At 71.0% G+C, this 21,137-nt stretch carries 16 protein-coding genes and 1 pseudogene; 3 read left to right on the top strand and 14 right to left on the bottom strand.

Going from position 1 to position 21,137, the window contains the following annotated elements; genetic code table 11:
- Nucleotides 1-3: 3 nt before the first annotated feature.
- The 12 genes from NLX86_RS30605 to NLX86_RS30550 form a co-directional block, all read right to left on the bottom strand.
- A complete protein-coding gene (locus NLX86_RS30605) occupies nt 4-867 on the bottom strand; it encodes a TatD family hydrolase (RefSeq protein ID WP_254375062.1) in 864 nt (287 codons plus the stop codon).
- Nucleotides 867-1,466: an EboA domain-containing protein gene (locus NLX86_RS30600; RefSeq protein WP_302061955.1), complete on the bottom strand. Its 600-nt coding sequence runs from the start codon at nt 1,464-1,466 to the stop codon at nt 867-869. The genes NLX86_RS30605 and NLX86_RS30600 overlap by 1 nt, the downstream gene beginning before the upstream one ends.
- The gene (locus tag NLX86_RS30595; RefSeq protein ID WP_254375060.1) at nt 1,463-2,335 is read right to left on the bottom strand and encodes a sugar phosphate isomerase/epimerase family protein; all 873 of its coding nucleotides are present in this window, start codon (nt 2,333-2,335) and stop codon (nt 1,463-1,465) included. Before NLX86_RS30595 ends, NLX86_RS30600 begins: the two co-directional genes overlap by 4 nt.
- Entirely contained in the window at nt 2,332-3,906 is a 1,575-nt protein-coding gene (locus NLX86_RS30590) for a UbiA family prenyltransferase (RefSeq protein WP_254375059.1), read from the bottom strand. The genes NLX86_RS30595 and NLX86_RS30590 overlap by 4 nt, the downstream gene beginning before the upstream one ends.
- The gene (locus NLX86_RS30585; RefSeq protein WP_254375058.1) at nt 3,903-5,054 is read right to left on the bottom strand and encodes an inositol-3-phosphate synthase; all 1,152 of its coding nucleotides are present in this window, start codon (nt 5,052-5,054) and stop codon (nt 3,903-3,905) included. The genes NLX86_RS30590 and NLX86_RS30585 overlap by 4 nt, the downstream gene beginning before the upstream one ends.
- Nucleotides 5,055-5,220: 166 nt before the next feature.
- Entirely contained in the window at nt 5,221-8,922 is a 3,702-nt protein-coding gene (locus tag NLX86_RS30580; RefSeq protein WP_254375057.1) for a ThuA domain-containing protein, read from the bottom strand.
- Between the two features lie 295 nt (nt 8,923-9,217).
- Nucleotides 9,218-10,222: a sugar phosphate isomerase/epimerase family protein gene (locus NLX86_RS30575; RefSeq protein ID WP_254375056.1), complete on the bottom strand. Its 1,005-nt coding sequence runs from the start codon at nt 10,220-10,222 to the stop codon at nt 9,218-9,220.
- Between the two features lies 1 nt (nt 10,223).
- Nucleotides 10,224-11,447, bottom strand: a complete 1,224-nt coding sequence (locus NLX86_RS30570; RefSeq protein WP_254375078.1) for a Gfo/Idh/MocA family protein — start codon at nt 11,445-11,447, stop codon at nt 10,224-10,226.
- A 78-nt stretch (nt 11,448-11,525) separates the two neighbouring features.
- Entirely contained in the window at nt 11,526-12,575 is a 1,050-nt protein-coding gene (locus tag NLX86_RS30565) for a substrate-binding domain-containing protein (protein ID WP_254375055.1), read from the bottom strand.
- Nucleotides 12,576-12,625: 50 nt separating this feature from the next.
- Nucleotides 12,626-13,648, bottom strand: a complete 1,023-nt coding sequence (locus NLX86_RS30560) for an ABC transporter permease (RefSeq protein ID WP_374213997.1) — start codon at nt 13,646-13,648, stop codon at nt 12,626-12,628.
- A gap of 114 nt (nt 13,649-13,762) precedes the next feature.
- The gene (locus NLX86_RS30555) at nt 13,763-15,286 is read right to left on the bottom strand and encodes a sugar ABC transporter ATP-binding protein (RefSeq protein WP_254375054.1); all 1,524 of its coding nucleotides are present in this window, start codon (nt 15,284-15,286) and stop codon (nt 13,763-13,765) included.
- 118 nt (nt 15,287-15,404) lie between these two features.
- Nucleotides 15,405-16,586 carry an ROK family transcriptional regulator gene (locus tag NLX86_RS30550; protein WP_254375053.1) on the bottom strand — a complete coding sequence of 394 codons (1,182 nt, stop codon included), beginning with the start codon at nt 16,584-16,586 and terminating at the stop codon, nt 15,405-15,407.
- Nucleotides 16,587-17,139: 553 nt separating this feature from the next.
- Here NLX86_RS30550 and NLX86_RS30545 point away from each other — a divergent pair.
- Nucleotides 17,140-17,496, top strand: coding sequence for a hypothetical protein (locus NLX86_RS30545; RefSeq protein WP_254375052.1), 357 nt, complete (start codon nt 17,140-17,142; stop codon nt 17,494-17,496).
- 72 nt (nt 17,497-17,568) lie between these two features.
- Here NLX86_RS30545 and NLX86_RS30540 read toward each other — a convergent pair whose 3' ends face one another.
- Nucleotides 17,569-18,246, bottom strand: coding sequence for a GntR family transcriptional regulator (locus tag NLX86_RS30540; RefSeq protein ID WP_254375051.1), 678 nt, complete (start codon nt 18,244-18,246; stop codon nt 17,569-17,571).
- 111 nt (nt 18,247-18,357) lie between these two features.
- Nucleotides 18,358-19,296, bottom strand: a complete 939-nt coding sequence (locus tag NLX86_RS30535; RefSeq protein ID WP_254375050.1) for a beta-ketoacyl-ACP synthase III — start codon at nt 19,294-19,296, stop codon at nt 18,358-18,360.
- Nucleotides 19,297-19,648: 352 nt separating this feature from the next.
- Between NLX86_RS30535 and NLX86_RS30530 the strand changes: the two are divergent.
- Together NLX86_RS30530 and fdhD are read left to right on the top strand one after the other, a co-directional pair.
- Nucleotides 19,649-20,164 (top strand): annotated as a pseudogene (locus tag NLX86_RS30530) (Fe-S-binding domain-containing protein); the annotation flags it as partial.
- Nucleotides 20,165-20,193: 29 nt separating this feature from the next.
- The gene (gene fdhD, locus NLX86_RS30525; RefSeq protein WP_254375049.1) at nt 20,194-21,042 is read left to right on the top strand and encodes a formate dehydrogenase accessory sulfurtransferase FdhD; all 849 of its coding nucleotides are present in this window, start codon (nt 20,194-20,196) and stop codon (nt 21,040-21,042) included.
- The last annotated feature ends 95 nt before the right edge of the window (nt 21,043-21,137 follow it).

Genomic DNA, 21,137 nt, shown 5'->3' with positions numbered 1-21,137 from the left:
GGCTCACGCCTCCTTGGGGGCGCCCCGGAGGATCGAGTTGCCCTCGTGGGTGGCGGCGGGCGCCGGGTCAGCGGTGTCGAGCCGGAGCCGGCCGCTGAGGCCGTAGAAGGCGACGGGGTTGCGCCACAGCACCTGGTCGACGTCGTCTTCCGAGAAGCCGGCCGCCAGCATCGCGTCGCCGACCTTACGGGTTTTCAGCGGGTCGCTTCTGCCCCAGTCGGCGGCCGAGTTGACCAGCACCTTGTGCGTGCCGTGGTTCCCCAGGACCGCCACCATGCGGTCCTCGTCCATCTTGGTGTCCGGGTAGACGGAGAAGCCGAGCCACGCCCCGCTGTCGGCGGCCTCCTGCACCGTCGTCTCGTTGAGGTGGTCGAGCAGGACCCGGTCCGGCGGGAGGTCCGACTCGCGTACGACCGCGATGGTGCGGCGCAGGCCGGCGAGTTTGTCCCGGTGCGGGGTGTGGACGAGCGCGGGCAGGCCGTGCGCCGCGGCCAGCTGGAGCTGGGTGGCGAGGGCGGCGTCCTCGGCCGGGGTCATGGAGTCGTAGCCGATCTCGCCGACGGCGACGACGTTGTCCTTGACCAGGTAGCGGGGCAGTTCGGTCAGGACGGGGGCGCAGCGGGGGTCGTTCGCCTCCTTGGGGTTGAGGGCGAGCGTGCACTGGTGAGCTATGCCGTACTGCGCGGCGCGGAAGGGTTCCCAGCCGAGGAGGGCGTCGAAGTAGTCGTAGAAACTGTCGGGCGAAGTGCGGGGCTGGCCGAGCCAGAAGGCGGGCTCGACGAGGGCGCGGACCCCCGCGGCGTACATCGCCTCGTAGTCGTCGGTGGTGCGGGAGGTCATATGGATGTGGGGGTCGAAGATGCGCATCAGGACTCCTCCGTGAGAGCGAGGACGCGGTGGAGATCGGCGGGGACTTCGCGGCCGGCGGCGGTGCGCTCGCTCGCGTAGTCGGCGAGCATGCGGGCCAGTTCGGCGTCGCCGCCGGCGCGGGTGCAGAGGCCGGCGACGACGTCCACCGGCACGCCCGTGAACAGGCACTTGAGGATCGCGTGCCGCCAGGCGTGCGGGTCGAGGTGAGCGGCCGCGTACGGGCCGACGGCGGCGGCGACGAGCCGGGTGTCGTTGGTACGCAGCGCGTCCTCGACCAGCGGCAGGCCGTCGGTGGGGGTGAGCCCTGTCAGGTACGGGAGGGCCTGGAGCACCGCGCGCCGCTCGGCCGCCGTGCCCTGCCGGTAGAGGCGGGTGGTCGTGGGCCCGTCGGCCGCCGCCGTGTGCAGCAGGAGTACGCGCGCATCGTCGGCGGCGGCCTCACCGCAATGGCGGCCGGCTTCCGCGAAGCGCAGCTCCCAGCCGGGAAGGCCCGCGTTGGCCTCGGTCAGGGCACCGTCCAGCCAGCCGCGGGCTGCTCCGCCGAGCCGTTTGCCGAGTGCGGAGTGCAGGTCGTGCGGGTCGTGCGGGTCGGTCAGCACGCGGCACCTCCCGCGTCGCGCAGGAACCGCAATGACCGCTCGGCGAGGTCCGGGCCGGCGTGCGAGTGGCGGGGCAGTTCGACGACGGTCAGCCCCTGGTAGCCGATGGCGCGCAGGGCGTCCAGTACGGGCGGGAAGTCGATCTCCCCGTCCCCGAAGGGCAGATGCTCGTGCACGCCGCGCCGCATGTCCTCGATCTGGACGTGCCGCAGCCAGGGCGCCGCTTCGCGTACGCAGTCGGCGGGCGGGGCGGGCTCCAGGCACTGGCAGTGGCCGATGTCGAGGGTGAGCCCGAGGGGTTCGGGGCCGCCGAGGAGACGGCGGAGGTGGTGGAAGTCGGCGAGGGTGGCGAGGAGGTGGCCGGGCTCGGGTTCGATCGCGAGCGCTACGTGGGCTGTCGCGGCGGCGTCGAGTACGGGGTGGAGCGACTCTTCGAGCCGCATCCAGGCGGTGTCGGGGTCGGTGCCGGGTGGGGTGACGCCGCTGAAGCAGTGCACGGCGTGGGCGCCGAGGTCCGCGGCGACCTGCACGGCGGTGATGAGAAGCCGGGTGCGGGCGGCGCGGCCGTCGGGGTCCGGGTCGAGGAGGGACGGGCCGTGTTTGCGGCGTGGGTCGAGAACGTACCGGGCGCCGGTCTCGACCGTGACGGTCAGGCCGAGCTGCTGGAGCCGGTGGGCCACGCGGTGGGTGCGGGCGGCGAGTTCGGGGGCGAGGGGGTCCAGGTGCATGTGGTCGAGGGTGAGTCCGACGCCGTCGTAGCCGAGGTCGGCGAGCAGGCCGAGGGCGTCGTCCAGCCTGAGGTCGGTGAGGCCGTTGGTTCCGTATCCGAAGCGCGGGCTCGGGTGGGGACTTGTGTGGGGACTCACGTGGGGCTCACCTTCCGTGCGAGCTTCCGGGCGAGGGGGACGAGCGCCATCAGCGCCGCGCCGGTCCCGACGGACCCGGCGCGGGCCGCGAGCGCGGCCTGTAGCGGGATCATGGCCCGGATCCCGCCGCCGACGGCCCGCTGGGTGAGGGGCGGGGAGGGGTTGAGCGCGGCGTGCAGCAGTGGCCGGGCGGCGGTGGCGGCGTAGGCGGCCGCGAGGCCGGTGGCCGCGAGGCGGGCAGCCACGAGGCCGGATGCCCCGAGGCCGGATGCCCCGACGCCGGCGGCCGCGACACCGGTTGCCGCGACGCCGGTGGCCGCGACGCCGGTGGCCGCGAGGCGGGCAGCCACGAGGCGGGCAGCCACGAGGCCGGATGCCCCGACGCCGGCGGCCGCGACACCGGTTGCCCCGACGTCGGTTGCCGCGACACCGGTTGCCGGTGCCGGTGCGTGTGGTGTCTGCCGGAGGCTTTCCCCTGCCCCGCCCCTTCCCGAAACCGGAGGCTTCGCCCCCGGACCCCCCTGGCCCACCAGCGCACCGAGCGCGAGGGTCGCGGCGAGCGCGCCGAGCGGCACGGCGGTCGAGCCGCCCTGCGCCTCGTGGCGCGAAACGGCGGTGACGGCGAGGGTATGCACCCCGAGCAACGCGGCGGCGGGCACCGCCCGAACAGCCCCGGGGGCGTGTGATCCGACCAACGACGGGTTACGAAGTACCCCCGATTCCCCGGTAGCGGGAACCGAGCCGCTGCGCGGCCGGCCGGGCGCGGCACCGGACACCCCCACCCACCCGCCCCAGAGTCCGGGGGTACGAAGCACCCCCGGATCCCCGGCGCCGGGAACCGAGCCGCTGCGCGGCCGGCCGGGCGCGGCGCGCAGCGCGGCATGGGAGACCGCAACCCACCCGCCCCTGATACCGGGGGTACGGAGTAGCCCCAGACCCCCGGCACGGTTGCTTCGCGCCGCGAGGGTGCGCGGCCGGGCGGGGGCGGCGTCTGGGCGGGGGCGTGCCGGCGCAGCTGCGGGGTCCGCGTTCGCCCGGCGCGCGCGCCGGCCGGGGCCGGCGGCGGGGCGCAGTTCGCCGGACGCCGTCGCTGTTGCGCCCAGGAGTAGGTCCAGGGCTCTCGCCGTTGCCATCGCTGCCGGGCCTGCCGCCGTGTGTTTCAGGTGCAGGTCGTACGACCAGACCGTGGCCGCCAGCGCGGTGGCCACCGCCAGGGTCGGGCGCCCGGCGCGGGACGACAGGGCCAGGCCCGCCAGGGTCAGGCCGCCTGCTGCCGCCAGGGCCGCCGCCGGGGGAATGCGGCCCGACGGGATCGGGCGGTGTGGGCGGTCGATCGCGTCCTCCTCGCGGTCCGCCCAGTCGTTCAGCGCCATGCCCGACGTATAGAGGCACAGGGACGCACCGACGGCCAGAGCCGTGCGGCGGTTGGGCCGCAGGCCCAGTGAGGCCGCGCCCGCCAGCGCGTCGCCCGGGACGGTGAACAGCGCGGACACGCGCAGGAGTTCCGCCCAGGCGGAAAGCCGGCCCGAGCGTCCGGCCGCGCCACCGGGGCGGGTGCTGAGGGCCGTCACCTTCCCTCCCGGAGGCGGTCCGCGAAGGAAAGGAGCGCCGTGTACTGGTCGGCGAGCGCCGCCGGGCCGCCGTCCGGGTCCTTGAAGTAGAAGCCCAGTTCCGGGCGTGGGCCCGTCTGGCCCGCTTCGTGGGCGCGGGCCAGGAGCCGGGCCAGGTCCAGGACCAGGGGCGCCGCAAGCGCCGAGTCGCAGCCTTGCCAGATCGTCTGGAGGACCATCCGGGATCCGAGAAAGCCGTCGAAGGCGATGTGGTCCCAGGCCGTCTTCCAGTCGCCGAGGGACGGGACGTCGTCGATGTGGACCTCGCCCTCGGGCACCGAGCCCAGCGTGTCGGACAGGACTCGGGTCTTGCCCGCGTTCTTGGCGGCGGCCGCCGCCGGGTCGGCCAGGGCCGCCCCGTCCCCGCCGCCCAGCAGGTTCGTGCCCGACCAGGCCCGTACCGCCAGGGCGCGTTGCAGGAACATCGGGGCCAGTACCGAACGAACCAGCGTTTGCCCCGTCTTGCCGTCGCGGCCCGCGTGGGGAAGACCGCAAGCCGCGACGGCTTCGCGCAAGGCCGCGGTGTGCAGCCCGGTCGAGGGGGTGAAGTTGACGTACGCGCAGCCCGCCCGCAGCGCGGCCGCCGCGTACAGGGAGCTGGCCGGCAGGCGCAGGTCGTCCGGCGAAGGCAAGGGTTCTGTTGACGCCACGTTGATCACGACCGTGCGGGTCAGGCCCCGCCGGTCCATGAAGTCCGTGAGGTCCCCGGCGAACGCGGTGATCAGGTCGGCGTCCGTACGGGTGTCGCCCGGGAGCGGGCCGCCAGGGCGTATCTCCGCGTCTGCCGCCGCGAGTTCGGCCCGGACCGCCGAGGAGAGGCCGTGCGGGAGGACGCCCCCGGCCTCCAGTGCCTCGGCCCGCTTGGGCAGCGGGCAGCTCACCGTGTCGTGGCCGCCGAAGACCAGGGACGGCAGCGAGGGCAGACCCGCGGCCGCGAACGGCGGGGTCTCGGTGACCATGCCCGTCGCCGGGTGGAGGCCCGCGGTGATCGCGGCGCAGCCGGCTACGGCCGTGGTGGCGACGGAGCCGCGTGCTCCGACGAACCAGACTCCTGTTCCTCCCGTGCGCGGCTCGGATGGCGTGGGATCGGGAGCGGATGGGGTGGTCACGGGCGGCTGCCTCCCTGCGGGTACCGGACGGGTGGAAGAGGTGGAAGAGGTGGGAGAGGTGGGAGAGGTGGGAGAGGTGGGAGAGGTGGGAGAGGTGGGAGAGGTGGGAGAGGTGGGAGAGACGGCGGGCGGGGTCCGGCGTGCCCCGCCCGCCGCCGTTCAGGGGCTACCTCTTGGCGGGCAGCTCCTTGATCCGGATGTCGCGGAACGACACCTGGTCACCTGCACCGTGGTTCTGGATGCCGAAGTGACCCTGGGCCAGGCTGCGTACGGGATCGGTGTCGGTGAAGTCGTTGATCTTCACCCCGTTGAGGAAGATGCGCAGGCGCTCTCCCTCGACCCGGATCTCGTACGTGTTCCACTCCCCCGGAGGGTTGAGCGCGGCGTCGCGGGCGGCGATGTTCGCGGCCTTGAAGCCGTACACCGAGCCGGTGGTCTTCTCGGGTGCGTCGCTCGCGTCGATCTGGATCTCGTATCCCTTGTTGACGGCCGACCACGGGTCGTCGGAGGCCGGGAAGCCCACGAAGATCCCGGAGTTGTCGTCGCCGGCCATCTTCCAGTCGAGCTTGAGGGAGTACGACTGGAACTCCTTGGCCTGGTACCAGAGCAGACCCATACCGCCGGTCGAGTTCAGCGTCCCGTCCTTGATCGCGAACGATCCCGGACCGGCCTGCTTGAAGCCTTCCAGCGTTTCGCCGTTGAACAGCGGGCGGTAGTCCTTCGACGGTTTGCAGTCGGCCTTGGCGATGCCCGTCGCGTACAGCAGTCCGCCCAGGAGGTGCTTGCGGAAGGCCGGCTCGGCGTACGACTCCTTGGTGTGTCCGCCGCCGGTGTAGAAGGAGCGGCCGCGCTCGTACGTCTGGCACCACGCGATCGGGTGGTCGCCCTTCATCGTGCCGCCGGTGTAGCTGGTCTCGTCCAGCGTGGCGAGGACACGCGCCTGGCCGCGCGGGTTGGTGCGGTAGTTGTACCACTCGTCGGTGCGCTGCCAGCTGCTGTCCAGGTGCGCGGTGGCGGGGTGGTCGTGGTCCTCGACGCGGACGGTCGCGGGCTGGATGTGCGGGTGGGACTGGAAGTACGCGCCGACGAGCCCGCCGTAGAACTTCCAGTCGTACTCGGTGTCGGCGGCGGCGTGGACGCCCATGTAGCCGCCGCCGTCGGCGACGTACTGCTCGAAGACGGTCTGCTGGTTGGTGTTGAGCACGTCACCCGTCGTGGAGAGGAACACCACGGCGTCGTAGCGCGCCAGGTTCTCCGGGGTGAACTGCTTGGCCTCCTCGGTGGAGTCGACGGTGAGTCCGCGCTCCGCACCCAGCTCCTTGAGAGCTGTGACGCCGGCCGGGATGGAGTCGTGGCGGAATCCGGCGGTCTTGGAGAAGAGCAGGACCCGCTTCCTGGGCTTGGCGTCGGCCTTGGCCGTGGAGAAGGTGAAGTCGTCCACGTCGTAGAGGGCTCCGTCGCCGCCCTTGAAGACGAGGTAGACGGTGGTGGTGCCGGCCGGCGGGCTCTTCAGGGTGGCGGTCACGTCCTGGAAGGTCTCCCAGCCGCCGGTCACGGGGACGACGGTGGAGCCGAGGAGCTTGCCGTCCGGTGCTCCGGTACGGACCTCGAGGGTGCCTCCGACGCCGCCCGAGGAGATACGTGCGGTGAGCGCGGTCGCGTCACCGACCCGGTAGGGCTTGAAGGCGATCCAGTCGCCGTTGTGGATGTCGCCGACGGTCTTGCCGCCGTGGGCGGGGGTCTTGTTGAAGACGCGGACGCCGCCGGCCGCGTTGTAGTGCTCGGCCTGGCGGTGCTTGGGCTGGACGACGTTCTGGTCGTGGGTGGTCAGCGGGGCCTGGCCGCCGGCGCCCTTGTCGGTGTACTCGGCGTCGAAGACCCCGAAGATGTTGGCGTTGGGGTCGTGTTCGCCGTCGGCGGTGGTCTTGAGGGTGCCCGTGCAGCCGTTGGCGGAGGTGACGGGGTGGCCGTGGCTGTCGTGGCCGAGGATGTGGGTGACCTTGACCTTGGCGCAGTCGATGGTCCCGTCCTCGGGGTCGGACACGGTCACCTTGAACGGGATCTCGTCGCCGAAGGCGAACAGCTGCCCGTCACCCGGGAGTTGGAGCGTGACCTTGGGTGCGGTGTTGCCGACGACGACCTGGACGCCGGCCGAGCCGGTCCGCCCGGACGGGTCCCTGGCGGTGACGGTCGCGGTGTAGGTGCCGTTCTTCCGGTACGTGTACGTGGGGTTGGCGGCCGTGGAGGTTCCGCCGTCGCCGAATGTCCAGGAGTACGTCAGTGCGTCGCCGTCGGAGTCCGAGGTGCCGGCGGAGGAGAACTTCACCCGCAGCGGTGTCTGTCCGGACGTCTTGTCGGCCTTGGCCTCGGCGACCGGGGAGTGCCCGCCGGTGGCGTTCTCGATGCGGTAGAGGGCGGAGTTCTCGTTGCCGCCGAACCAGGCGGTGCCGTAGTCGAGCACGTACAGCGCGCCGTCGGGGCCGAAGGCCATGTCCATCACCTGGGTGCCGGTCCAGGGGAAGGGGTTGATGGACTGCACTGCGCCGTCCGCGCCCCGCTCGATGCGCTTGATCCAGCGCCGGCCGAACTCACCGGCGAAGTAGTCGCCGTCGTACGTCTGGGGGAACTTCACGGGCGAGTTCAGGTTCGCGTCGTAGCGGTAGACGGGTCCGCCCATCGGGGACTCGGAGCCGCTGCCGAACTCGGGCACGGATCCGCCGTCGTACGGTATCCACGCCTCCTGGGCGGGTGGCAGGTCGACCAGGCCGGTGTTGTGGCGGGAGTCGTTCTTCGGCGCCGCGCAGTCGAAGGCGGCTCCGGAGGTCTTGGTGGCGAAGTCGTAGTCGACGTAGGCGTTGTTCTTGCCGGTGCAGAACGGCCAGCCGTAGTTGCCCGGCTTGGTCACCCGGGCGAACTCGACCTGCCCGGCCGGTCCGCGCTTGGGGTCGGCCGCGCCCGCGTCGGGCCCGTAGTCGCCGATGTACACGATGCCGGTGGGCTGGTCGACGCTGAACCGGAAGGGGTTGCGGAAGCCCGTCGCGTAGATCTCGGGGCGGGTCTTGGCGGTTCCGGGGGCGAAGAGGTTGCCGTCCGGGATGGAGTACGACGCGTCGGCGTTGACCTTGATCCGCAGGATCTTGCCGCGCAGGTCGTTGGTGTTGCCGGAGGTGCGGCGGGCGTCGTACGCCGGGTTGCGGTTCGGGCGCTCGTCGATCGGCGTGTAGCCGTCGGAGGCGAACGGGTTGGAGTCGTCGCCCGTGGAGAGGTAGAGGTTGCCCTGCGCGTCGAAGTCGATGTCACCGCCGACGTGGCAGCAGATGCCGCGGGTGGCGGGGACGTCGAGGACCTTCCTCTCGCTGGCGTTGTCGAGGGTGCCGTCGGCCTTGAGGACGAACCGCGAGAGCCGGTTCACGCCGTCGTACTTGGCGAAGTCGGCGGCCGTCCCCTCGTTGGGGGCGTCGCCGGCCGGGGTGTCCATGGGCGGCGCGTAGTAGAGGTAGATGTAGCGGTTCTCGCTGAACTTCGGGTCCACGCCGACGCCTTGCAGACCCTCCTCGTCGTGCGAGTAGACGGGGACCTTGCCGGCCAGGCGGGTGGACCCGGCGCTGTCGGTGATCCGCAGCTCGCCGTCGCGCGAGGTGTGCAGCACGTTGCGGTCGGGCAGTACGGCGAGGCTCATCGGCTCGCCGACTTCCGGCTCGCCCTTGGCGAGAGTGACCTGCTGGAACTCCTCGGCGGCGGCAGCTGACGGTTCGGGAGTCTCCGCCGCGGTGGTGAGCGGCGCGGACAGTGCGAGTGAGGTGGCGGCGAGGAGGCTGCCGGTGAGGAGTGCGAGCGCCTTCCGGGTTCTGAGCCTTTTCCTGTGCACGTAGGTCCTCCGGTTGAAGCCGGTTGTACGGGCGGGTGCGAGGGGCTGTCCGGCGGGATCCGCGGCCCCGGCCAAGATCTGCCGGACAGCCCATAGGGGCACCGGCGCGCGCCGTCACGCCGGAGCCACTTATGTCCTGAACACCTCAAGGACGGTAGCCGGGTTCGTCCTGGGCGGAAAGCCCTTGTGCAGCAGGAGGGTTGAACTTTCTACCGACAGAGGACAAAGCCGCTTCAGGGCAGGTCGGAGCAGCCCGACGGCGGTCCGGCCGCCGGGCGCTGAGCTGGGCGTATGGTCAACCGCCGCCTCCGAAGGCGGCATCGAAGGACGCGGCCGGCGGGTCGAAGTCGTACCGCTTGAGGACGGAGAGCGCTTCCGGAGCCCCGGTCAGCCGGTCCATCCCGGCGTCCTCCCACTCCACCGAGACCGGCCCCGAGTAACCGATCGAGCGCAGCATCCGGAAGACGTCCTCCCACGGGACGTCACCGTGTCCGGCCGATACGAAGTCCCAGCCGCGCCGCGGATCGCCCCAGGGCAGGTGCGAGCCGAGCCGGCCGTTACGGCCGTCGAGCCGCTTGCGGGCCTCCTTGCAGTCCACGTGGTAGATCCGGTCGCGGAAGTCCCACAGGAAGCCGACCGGATCGAGGTCCTGCCACACGAAATGGCTCGGGTCGAAGTTCAGCCCGAAGGCCGGGCGGTGGCCGACGGCCTCCAGCGCGCGGTGCGTGGTCCAGTAGTCGTACGCGATCTCGCTCGGGTGGACCTCGTGGGCGAAGCGCACGCCCTCCGCGTCGAAGACGTCCAGGATCGGGTTCCAGCGCTCGGCGAAGTCCTCGTACCCCCGCTCGATCATGTGCGGCGGTACGGGCGGGAACATCGCCACCAGATGCCAGATGGAGGAGCCGGTGAAGCCGATGACGGTCCGGGCGCCGAAGGCGGCGGCCGCCCGGGCCGTGTCCTTGATCTCGGCCGCCGCCCGCTGCCGCACCCCCTCGGGCTCGCCGTCGCCCCAGATCCTGGCAGGCAGGATGCCCTGGTGGCGTTCGTCGATGGGGGAATCGCAGACGGCCTGGCCGACCAGGTGGTTGGAGATCGCCCAGCACTTCAGGCCGTACTTGTCGAGCAGCTGCCGGCGCGAGTCCAGATAGCCGGAGTAGTTCAGCGCCTTGTCAACCTCGAAATGGTCGCCCCAGCAGGCGAGTTCGAGTCCGTCGTAGCCGAAATCGCGGGCCAGCCGGCAGACCTCCTCCAGCGGCAGGTCGGCCCACTGGCCGGTGAAGAGCGTGAAGGGACGTGGCACTTCAGGCCTCCTGAGAGGGAACGAGGGTGTAGGCGGCGTTCTTCGCGGCACTCTCCTCCACCGCCGCGAGGACCCGCTGCACCTGGAGGCCGTCGGCGAAGGACGGCGCGGGTTCGGTACCGGTGGCGACGGCCGCCACGAGATCGCGCGCCTGGTGGACGAAGGTGTGCTCGTAGCCGAGCGCGTGGCCGGGCGGCCACCATGCCTCCAGATACGGATGGTCCGGCTCGGTGACCAGGATCCGGCGGAAGCCGGAGGACGCGGCGGGCTCGGTGTGGTCGTGGAAGCTCAGCTCGTTCAGCCGCTCCAGGTCGAAGGCCAACGACCCACGCTCACCGTTGAGTTCGAGCCGCAGAGCGTTCTTCCGCCCCGAAGCCATCCTGGTCGCCTCGAAGGACGCCAGCGCCCCGGAGGCGAGCCGCCCGGTGAACAGCGCCGCGTCGTCGACGGTCACCTGGCCGCGCCCCGCGCCGCCGCCTCCCGAGAGTCCGGTTACGGACCCGGCGGGCAGCGGCCGCTCGCGTACGAACGTCTCGGTGAGCGCGGACACGCCCACCACCGGCTCCCCCGCCAGATACTGCGCGAGATCGATGATGTGCGCGCCCAGGTCGCCGAGCGCGCCGGAACCGGCGTGTTCCCGCTGCAACCGCCAGGCCAGCGGGAACTCCGGGTCCACCAGCCAGTCCTGCAGATACGTGACCCGTACGTGCCGCAGCGCGCCGAGCCTGCCCTCGGCGATCAGGCGGCGGGCGTACGCGATGGCGGGCGCCCGGCGGTAGTTGAAGCCCACCATCGCCACCTGACCGTTCAGTCCGGCCCGTGCGGCGGCGGCCACCATCGCCTCCGCCTCCTCGACCGTGTTGGCGAGCGGCTTCTCGCACAGCACGTGCTTGCCCGCCGCCAGCGCCGCGATCGCGATCTCCGCGTGACTGTCCCCCGGTGTGCAGATGTCGACGATCTGCACATCGTCGCGGGCGATGAGGTCCCGCCAGTCGGTCTCGGCGGCGGCCCAGCCGTGCTTCTCGGCGGCGGCTCTCACTGCCGTACGGTCGCGGCCGCACACGGCGGCGAGGACCGGCCGGGCCGGCAGGTCGAAGACGCGGCCCGCGGTGCGCCAGCCCTGGGAGTGGGCCGCGCCCATGAACGCGTATCCGACCATGCCGACCCCGAGAGTCGGCGGCGGCGCCTCAGTGTCCGTCCGATCCGCCTGATCCGCCTGATCCATCTGATCGGTCCGGGTCATCCAGGTTCCTCCTCATCGCTTGCTCCGTGGGGGCGGGCAGGGCGCGCGCGGCCCGCTCGGTCAGCTGAAGCCGGTGGGCAGGTACTGGTCGACGTTGTCCTTGGTGACGACGGCCGAGTAGAGAGTGATCGAGGCCGGGATCTCCAGCTCCGCCATTCCGTTGACTCCTTTCGCCTGGCCGAGGGCGCGGGCCAGGTCGATGGCGGAGGCTGCCATGGTCGGCGGGTAGAGGACGGTTGCCTTCAGGACGGAGTTGTCCGCCTTGATGGCGTCCATGGCGGACTTGGCCCCGGCGCCGCCGACCATCAGGAAGTCGTCCCGGCCGGCCTGCTGGATGGCACGCAGCGCGCCCACTCCCTGGTCGTCGTCGTGGTTCCACAGAGCATCGAACTGCTTCTGCGCCTGGAGCAGTTGGGCCATCTTGGCCTGCCCCGACTCGACGGTGAACTCGGCGGCCTGGCGGGCCACCTTCTTGATGTTGGGGTAGTTCTTCAGGGCGTCGTCGAAGCCCTGCGTGCGCTGCCTGGTCAGCTCCAGGTTGTCGAGCCCGGCCAGTTCGATGACCTTGGCGCCCGGCTTGTCCTTGAGCTGCTCGCCGATGTAGCGGCCCGCGTTGAGGCCCATCCCGTAGTTGTCGCCGCCGATCCAGCAGCGGTACGCCTGCGGGGAGGCGAAGATCCGGTCCAGGTTGATGACGGGGATACCGGCCTTCATCGCCTGGAGGCCGACCTGCGTGAGCGCCTTGCCGTCGGCCGGCAGGATCACCAGCACGTCGACCTTCTTGTTGATCAGCGTCTGGACCTGGCCGATCTGCGCGGCGGTGTCGTTGGAGCCCTCGGTGATCTCCAACTTCACCTCCGAGTACTTCGCGGCCCGCGACTTGGCGTTCTCGTTGATCGCGTTGAGCCAGCCGTGGTCGGCCTGCGGGCCCGCGAAGCCGATGGTGACGGGCTTGCCGGGCTTGTCGTCGGCGGCTGGCTGGTTGTTGGCCGCCGCGTTGTCCTGCTGCTTAGGCTCGTTGCTCGTGCAGGCGGTGAGGAGAGCGCCGGCGGAGACGGCGGCTCCGCCGAAGAGCAGTCCTCTGCGGCTGGTGCGTGGGATTTCCGGCATGGCGGATGAACCCTTCTCGTGGGGCGGTGCGCGTAAGGAAGGCGGACGGGTCAGGATTCGCCGTTGCGCAGGGTGCTGCGCTGGACCAGGACGGCGGCGACGATGATCGCGCCCTTGGCGATCTGCTGGACAGCGCTCTCCAGGTTGTTGAGAGCGAAGATATTGGTGATCGTGGTGAAGACCAGGACGCCGAGCACCGAGCCGACGATGGTGCCCCGACCGCCGCTGAGCAGCGTGCCTCCGATGATCGCCGCGGCGATGGCGTCGAGTTCGTAGAGGTTGCCGTTGGTGTTCTGCCCCGAGCCGGCCAGGATGATCAGCAGGAAGGCCGCGATACCGCAGCACAGCCCGGAGAGCAGGTACAGGTAGAGCCGCTGCCGCCGGACGTCGATACCGGCGAGCCGGGCCGCCTCCGCGTTGCCGCCGACGGCGACCGTGCGCCGGCCGAACGTCGTACGGTTCAGCAGCAGCCAGCCGATCGCGGTGACCGCCGCGAAGACGAGCACGAGCGGCGGGATGCCGAGGACGTACGCGTCGGGGACGCCGAGGTCGAGCACCGACTGCACGGTGACGATCTGCGTCTTGCCGTCGGTGATCTGCAGGGCCAGTCCGCGAGCCGCGGCGAGCATCGCCAGCGTCGCGATGAACGGCACCATGCCGCCGTACGCGATGAGGAGCCCGTTCACGAGCCCACAGGCCAGGCCCACGACCACGGCGGTGAAGAGGATGCCCGCGAAGCCGTACTCCTGGGTGGCGAGCGTCGTCGCCCACACCGAGGCGAGGGCCACGATCGCGCCGACGGAGAGGTCGATGCCGCCGCTGGTGATGACGAAGGTCATGCCGACGGTGACGACACCGATGACGGAGGCCTGGGTGAGGACGAGTTGGAGGTTGCCGGAGTCGAGGAACTCGTCGGGCTTGGTGATCCCGCCGACCGCGATGAGGACCGCGAGGACGCCGAGCAGCGACAGATTGCGTACGTCGAGCCGGGCGCCCAGTTCGCGCCGGCGGCCGCTGGGCTGTGCCGCCCCGCGGCTGACAGACGGCTCAGCGGCCGGTCCAGTCGGGTGCAGTTTGCTCAGCACGATGAACTCCCGTCAGACACTGGTAGGTTGTATGTCTGCCCTCGGGCAGCGGTCAGGGCTTGGCCGTCATGAGGTCGCCATGCGGCCGAGTGAGAAGCCCTCTCATTCATGAGAGGGAGGAGTTACCACGAGGTCGAGTACGCGGTACTCGTCAAGGTCTCGTGAGGGCGCGGTATGAACGACCCGGCCCTCACGAAGCACCACCACCTTGTCCGCGAGGCCCAGCACTTCCGGGACCTCGCTGGAGACGAGGAGGACGGCGAGGCCGTCGTCGGCCAGCCGGCGGATGACGGCGTAGAGCTCGGCGCGGGCGCCGACGTCCACGCCGCGGGTCGGTTCGTCGAGCAGCAGGACCCGGCAGCCGCGCAGCAGCCAGCGGGCGAGGACCGCCTTCTGCTGGTTGCCGCCGGAGAGGGTGCGGATGCGGGCGTCGGGGTTGTCTGGGCGCAGCGAGAGTTTCCGGGTGGCGGTCCGGGCCGCGTCGCGTTCCTTCGTACGGTCGAGCCAGCCCCCGTACGAGAAGCGGGACATGGAGGAGACCGAGACGTTCCGGGTGACGGATTCGAGCATCAGCAGCCCTTGGGCCTTGCGCTCCTCGGGGGCGAGGCCCAGTCCCGCCCGGACGGCGGCCCGGACGCTACCGGTACGCACGGGGCGCCCGTTCACGATGACCCGGCCCTGGCTGGGTTTGCGCGCCCCGTAGATCGTCTCCAGGATCTCCGAGCGCCCCGACCCGACGAGCCCGGCCAGACCGACGATCTCGCCGGGGTGGAGTTCGAGGTCGACCGGTGCGAACTCGCCGTCCCTGGCGAGTCCTTCGACCTTGAGTACCGGGCGGTCGCGTCCGTCCGGCTGCCGCACGGGCCGCTCCGGGAAGACGTATTCGACCTTGCGTCCGGTCATCATGGCAACGATGTCGTGGGTGGGTGTGTCCTGGGCGGACAGGCCGCCGGCCACGGCGCGGCCGTCCTTGAGGACGGTCACCCGGTCGCCGATGCGGCGGATCTCCTCGAGCCGGTGGGAGATGTAGACGACGGCGACTCCGTCGGCGGTCAGGCCGCCGACGATCCGGAAGAGGTTGGCGACCTCGTCGGGGTCGAGGGCGGCGGACGGCTCGTCCATCACGATGAGCCGTACGTCGTGGGACAGCGCCCGCGCCATGGAGACGATCTGCTGCTGGGCGGCGGAGAGCGAGCCGACGGGGTGTCCGGGATCGATCTCCGGATGGCCAAGGCGCCGGAGCAGGGCGGCTGTTGCTGCCCTCGCCTCCTTACCGCGCACGATGAACCCGGCTGTGGTGGGCTCATGGCCGAGGAAGACGTTCTCGGCCACCGACAGGCCCTCCACCAGGTCGAGTTCCTGGTAGATGGTGGCGATGCCGAGGCGCATGGCGGCGATCGGCGACTTGAGGGCGACCGGCTCGCCCTTCCAGGCGATCTGTCCGTCGTCGGGCTGGTGGGCTCCGGCGAGCACCTTGATGAGGGTGGACTTCCCAGCGCCGTTCTGGCCGAGGAGGCAGTGGACTTCGCCCGGCAGCACGTCCAGGTCGACGCCGTCGAGGGCGCGTACGCCGGGGAAGGACTTGGTGATGCCGGACATGGTGAGCAGGGGTGGTTCTGGTGCCATGACATTTCCCCTCGGCGGGTGCGGCCGGTGAAGCCAGACTCCAAGTGGGCAGGGCTGAGCCAGGTGTAGGCGTTGCGGGTACTGGTGCTACTGGTGGTACGTACGCCGGTCTTGCCGGTCAGACAGGCGAGAACAGGTGGTCGCTGATCAATCGGGCGGCGCCGATCACTCCGGCGGCCGGTCCCAACTCCCCCAGGACGATGGGGAGATTGCCGGTCGCCAGCGGCAGCGACCGGCGGTAGACCTGGGTGCGGACGCTGGCCAGCAGGGTGTGGCCGAGTCCGGTCACACCGCCGCCGATCACCACCAGGCCGGGGTTGAAGAAGCTGACGAGTCCGGCGATGACCTGGCCGACCCGGTTGCCGCCCTCGCGGATGAGCTCCAGCGAGGTGGCGTCGCCCGCGGCGGCCGCGCCGGCGACGTCGGCGGCGGTGAGCCGGCCCGCCGCCTCCAGCCGGGCGGCGAGTTCGGGCGAGTGGCCCGAGCGTGCCGCGTCCTCGGCGTCGCGGGCGAGCGCGGCGCCGCTGAAGTGGGCTTCCAGGCAGCCCTTGTTGCCACAGGCACAGGCATGGCCGGCCGGATCGACCTGGATATGGCCGATGTCGCCCGCGCTGCCCGTCGTACCGCGGTAGACATCGCCGCCGACGACGATGCCGCAGCCGATACCGGTGCCGATCTTGACGCAGAGGAAGTCGTTCACGGAGCGGGCGACGCCCGCGTGCTGCTCTCCCATCGCCATCAGGTTCACGTCGTTGTCGACCATGACCGGGCAGCCCAGCTCCTGGCTGAGGGCTTCCCGTACGGGGAACCCGTCCCAGCCCGGCATGATCGGCGGCGCGACCGGTACGCCTTCGGGGAAGCGGACGGGGCCGGGGACGCCGATGCCGGCGCCGTCGAACCCCTCCGCGAGACCCGAGGCCCTGAGCTTTGCCGCCATCGCGAGCACCTGCTCGAAGACGGCGACCGGGCCCTCCCGGACGTCCATCGGGTGGTTGAGGTGGCCGAGTACCTCCAACTCCGCGTTCGTGACGGCGACATCGACCGAGGTGGCTCCGATGTCCACCCCGAGGAAGCGCAGGGCGGGCGCGAGCCGGATGTTGTGCGAGCGGCGGCCGCCGCGCGAGGCGGCGAGACCGTCGGCGACGACCAGACCGGTCTCCAGCAGCCGGTCGACCTCGACGGCGAGCTTGGAGCGGGAGAGGTCGACCTGATCCCCGAGCTGTGCCCGGGAGTTGGGACCGCCGTCACGCAGCAGGCGGAGCAGTCGCGCCTGGTGCGCGTTCGCGGGTCGAGCCGTCATGCGCCTCACGCCACCCCTCCCGCCTTGATCGGCTGTCTCTGTCGGGCTTTCCAGGGGAACGTAGCAGCGCTTTGCCAGGGTGGGAAGAAGTTGCGCAGGGATTCGGTACGACTTTCTCCACGTCGAGGACAAAGGCACGATCGCGTCACGTGGCTCCCACGGTCCCGACCAGGCGTCCACTCCCCAATTCCCGTGACGTAAATGTGAGTTGCCCCAACGGCGGCACGCACCTTACATGCGCATGCCCGATAGTTCCCGTTTGACTTTCATATGACCCTATGCCTAAATTAGAACCAGTTTGAACGAAATCCCGATCGACGACCACCAGGGTTGTCGTCGGAGGGACAGATGCCCCGCTACCAGGGCTGCTTCACTCAGCAGCCCAGCGGGCCCGATGCCGCGCATGCAGCGCGTGGGTCGGCGGTGGCCACTCCCGCCACACTCAACGCCGGCGTACCGGGCCCTTCCGCGAACGCATCGAAAACATCTCACTGGTGCGACCGCGGCCGTGCAGGGCTCGGCCCCGTCTACGCCCCCGGGAAGGGGAAGCACCATGCGGGCAACGACATCCATGATTCTCCGGCTGTTCGCCAGTCTGTTCGCAGCTCTGGCTCTGGCCTTCGGTGGAGCCGGCATCGCCAGTGCCGCCGCCCCGTCCAACGCGGTTTCCTCGTCCGACTATTGCGACTACTGGGACCGCTACGACTGCGATGACGACGACTCCGACCGCCGTGGCCACCACAGCAACCACCACGACGATGACGACGACAACCGCGGCGGTAACGGTGACCGCGACAACGGTGACCGCGGCGGTAACGGTGACCGCGACAACGGTGACCGCGGCGGTAACGGTGACCGTGACAACGGTGACCACGACAATGGCGACCGCGACAATGGCGACCGCGACTGACGGTTGAGCAGTTGACTCGAATCAACTACCCACAACCGAAAAGCACCTAGTACTGCAACGGCCGTTGCGGTACTAGGTTTGCGCGCGCTCGTGGTAGGTCGTGCGGGTGTGCTCCGTGTGAGCCCGCATGACCTCCGTGGCGCGCTGTTCGTCGCGTGCGGAGATCGCGGCGATCAGCTCCCGGTGCTCGATCCAGGACTGCTTGCCGCGCTGCCGGGCGACGGGCGTGTAGTACCAGCGGACCCGGCGGTCGACCTGCGCGGCGAGTTCGGCGAGTACGGCGTTGCCCGCCAGTTCCATGATCTTGGCGTGGAACTCGGCGTTGGTCGCCGCCGCCAGATCCACGTCGTCCTCGGCGACCGCCTGCTCGCCCTTGGCGCACAGCGCCTCCAGGGTGATGATTCCGGCCTTGGCGGAATCGGCGGCGGCCAGCCGGGCGGCTTCGGCCTCCAGGAGCGTACGGACGGAGAGCAGCTGGTCGGCCTCCGCCTCGGTCGGCTCGTGGACGAACGCGCCCTGCGCGGGGCGCAGATCGACCCAGCCCTCGGTGTTCAGCCGCTGGAGCGCTTCGCGGACCGGCTGCCGCGAGACGCCCAGATGCCCGGCGAGTTCGCTCTCGACCAGGTGCTGGCCGGGGCGCAGCGCCCGGGTGGTGATGAGCTCCAGCAGCGCCTCGTACACGCGCTCACGCAGCGGGCCCGGCCGCTCCAGCTTCGGCACGGCACCCTGCGGCAGTCCTGCGGACAACATCGCAGTTCCCCTCGCCTCGAATTGGCTATCGTCTACAGTCTACCGAGGGCCGAGGACCGGGGCGCCGTGTCGGCGGTGCGGGGGCGGGCGCGTGGGCGGCGTGCGGGACACTCAGGGGCAGCGGATGACCTGGCCCGCGTACGAGAGGTTCCCGCCGAAGCCGAAGAGCAGCACCGGCGCGCCCGACTCGACCTCGCCTCGCTCGATCAGCTTGGACAGCGCCATGGGGATGGAGCCGGCCGAGGTGTTGCCGGAGTCGACCACGTCGCGGGCGATCACGGCGTTGACCGCGCCGATCTTCTGCGCGACCGGCTCGATGATCCGCAGGTTGGCCTGGTGCAGGACGACCGCCGCGAGCTCCTCGGGCGCGACCCCGGCCCGCTCGCACACCTTGCGGGCGATCGGCGGCAGCTGGGTGGTCGCCCAGCGGTAGACGGACTGGCCCTCCTGCGCGAACCGCGGCGGCGTGCCCTCGATCCGTACGGCGTGCCCCATCTCGGGCACCGAGCCCCACAGCACCGGGCCGATGCCCGGCTCCTCGCTCGCCTCGACGACGGCCGCGCCCGCGCCGTCACCCACGAGCACGCACGTGGTGCGGTCCGTCCAGTCGGTGATGTCGGCCATCTTGTCGGCGCCGATGACCAGGGCTCGGGTGGCGGAACCGGCCCGTACGGCGTGGTCGGCGGTGGCCAGGGCGTGGGTGAAGCCCGAGCAGACGACGTTGATGTCCATCGCCGCGGGCGAACCCATGCCGAGCCGGGCCGCGACGCGGGCGGCCATGTTCGGGGAGCGGTCGATCGCGGTGGAGGTGGCGACCAGCACGAGGTCGATGTCGCCGGGCGTGATGCCGGCGGTGGCCAGCGCCTTGGCGCCGGCGTGCGCGGCGAGCTCGTCGACCGGCTCGTCCGGGCCCGCCACGTGCCGGGTCCGGATTCCGACGCGGCTGCGGATCCACTCGTCACTGGTGTCCACCAGCGCCGCCAGGTCGTCATTGGTGAGCACCTTGGCGGGCTGGTAGTGCCCGAGCGCGACCACGCGTGAGCCGGTCATAAGCGGAATCCCCCTACGTACGGAAGTCAGGAACCACCCAGTCTTGGCTGCTACCAATCGGTACGGCGGCAAGTGATCCCACAGGATTCAGCCCCTGGACTTTGGCACTTCCCCAAGGTCGGCTACTGCGCGTGACCGGCTGTGTCGACCCTTGACCGACAAATGTCTGTACGGACCTGGCGTGCGCGTCGCGCGGCTCGGCCGCGCTGACGGCGGGCCTGTCGGAACGCGTGGGCCCTGCCGGCGCGGCATCGGGGGCGCAGTCCGGCAACCCAGCCCATGCCTGGGCCTGTGTGAACGCGCCCCGGCGGCACTGCTGTTGCAGGCGGGTTACCGAAGCCGGGGCGGAGCCCCGCGAGCGGCAGAGTGGATCAAGGAGCACGAGGCGACGCCCGACCGCTTCGGCGCGGTCGCCGCACGCGTCGACGAGGAGCCCGTGGTCGACAACGACCTCTACGTCCGCGACTACGACAAGTGCATCCTCTGCTACAGGTGCGTGGACGCCTGGGGCGAGCAGTGGCAGAACACCTTCGCGATCGCCGTCGCGGGCCGCGGCTTCGACGCCCGTAATCTCCACCGAGCACGACGCGCCGCTCACCGACTCCGCCTGCGGGAACTGCATTGAGGCCTGCCCGGAGCGCTCAGCTTCAGGACCGAATTCGACATGCGCGAGGCCGGGACCTGGGACGAGGCGGCCCAGACCGAGACGACCACCGTCTGCGCCTACTGCGGCGTCGGCTGCAACCCCACCCTTCACGTGCAGGAGAATGAGATCGTCAAGGTCACCTCGCCGCACGACAACCCGGTGACCCACGGCAACCTGTGCATCAAGGGCCGGTTCGGCTTCCAGCACGTACAGCAGCGTTGATACCAACGAAACGACTGGGACTGATCACCATGGGACGGGTCACCGAGCGCCGCCGCGTCATCCGCATCAGGGACGGGGCCGTCTCCACCCGCCCCGACACGCTTGTCGCCGAGGAGCCGCTCGAGATCCGGCTGAACGGCAAGCCGCTCGCCATCACGATGCGCACACCGGGCGACGACTTCGCCCTGGCCGCCGGGTTCCTGGTGAGCGAGGGCGTGCTCGGGGCGGCGGAGGAGCTGCAGTCCATCGTGTACTGCGCGGGGGCGACGGCGGACGGCGTGAACACGTACAACGTGGTGGACGTGAAGCTCGCCCCGGGCGTCGAGGTCCCGGACATCACACTGGAGCGCAACGTCTACACGACCTCCTCGTGCGGGCTGTGCGGCAAGGCGAGCCTCGACGCCGTACGCACCACCGCACGCTTCCCGATCGACGACACTCCCCCGGTCCGTCTCGAGCCCGCGCTGCTCGCCGGCCTCCCCGACCGGCTGCGGGCGGCCCAGCGGGTGTTCGACCGGACCGGGGGGCTGCACGCGGCGGCGCTGTTCTCCCCCGACGGGGAGCTGCTCGACGTACGGGAGGACGTCGGTCGGCACAACGCCGTCGACAAGATCGTCGGACGGGCACTCCAGGACTCCCGGCTGCCCCTGTCGCGGTCGGTGCTTCTGGTGTCCGGTCGCGCCTCGTTCGAGCTCGCCCAGAAGGCGGTGATGGCCGGCATCCCGCTGCTCGCCGCCGTCTCGGCCCCGTCCTCCCTCGCCGTCGATCTCGCCGCCGAGACCGGCCTCACGCTGGTCGGGTTCCTGCGCGGCTCGTCCATGAACGTGTACGCGGGTGAGCACCGCATCGCTCTGGCGGCCGCGGCCGCCCAGGGCTGATCCGGCCCCGCCCGCTGCACGGCGGCCGGGCCCCGGCCGACGGGGAGCGCCCCCTGCGCCGGCCGGGGCCCGCCTCTTCTTTGAGGCTCGGTTCG

Source organism: Streptomyces sp. A3M-1-3 (assembly GCF_024213665.1).
Classification (GTDB): Bacteria; Actinomycetota; Actinomycetes; order Streptomycetales; family Streptomycetaceae; genus Streptomyces.
The sequence above is the reverse complement of the archived record's forward strand: the minus strand, read 5'-3'. Positions and strand labels throughout refer to the sequence as shown.

Excerpts from the sequence above, each read along its gene's own strand:
- NLX86_RS30570 (WP_254375078.1), bottom strand. The coding sequence starts at position 11,447 with ATGGATCAGGCGGATCAGGCGGATCGGACGGACACTGAGGCGCCGCCG.
- NLX86_RS30565 (WP_254375055.1), bottom strand. The coding sequence starts at position 12,575 with ATGCCGGAAATCCCACGCACCAGCCGCAGAGGACTGCTCTTCGGCGGA.
- NLX86_RS30535 (WP_254375050.1), bottom strand. The coding sequence starts at position 19,296 with ATGACCGGCTCACGCGTGGTCGCGCTCGGGCACTACCAGCCCGCCAAG.
- NLX86_RS30550 (WP_254375053.1), bottom strand. The coding sequence starts at position 16,586 with ATGACGGCTCGACCCGCGAACGCGCACCAGGCGCGACTGCTCCGCCTG.
- NLX86_RS30605 (WP_254375062.1), bottom strand. The coding sequence starts at position 867 with ATGCGCATCTTCGACCCCCACATCCATATGACCTCCCGCACCACCGAC.
- NLX86_RS30555 (WP_254375054.1), bottom strand. The coding sequence starts at position 15,286 with ATGGCACCAGAACCACCCCTGCTCACCATGTCCGGCATCACCAAGTCC.
- fdhD (WP_254375049.1), top strand. The coding sequence starts at position 20,194 with ATGGGACGGGTCACCGAGCGCCGCCGCGTCATCCGCATCAGGGACGGG.
- NLX86_RS30540 (WP_254375051.1), bottom strand. The coding sequence starts at position 18,246 with ATGTTGTCCGCAGGACTGCCGCAGGGTGCCGTGCCGAAGCTGGAGCGG.
- NLX86_RS30545 (WP_254375052.1), top strand. The coding sequence starts at position 17,140 with ATGCGGGCAACGACATCCATGATTCTCCGGCTGTTCGCCAGTCTGTTC.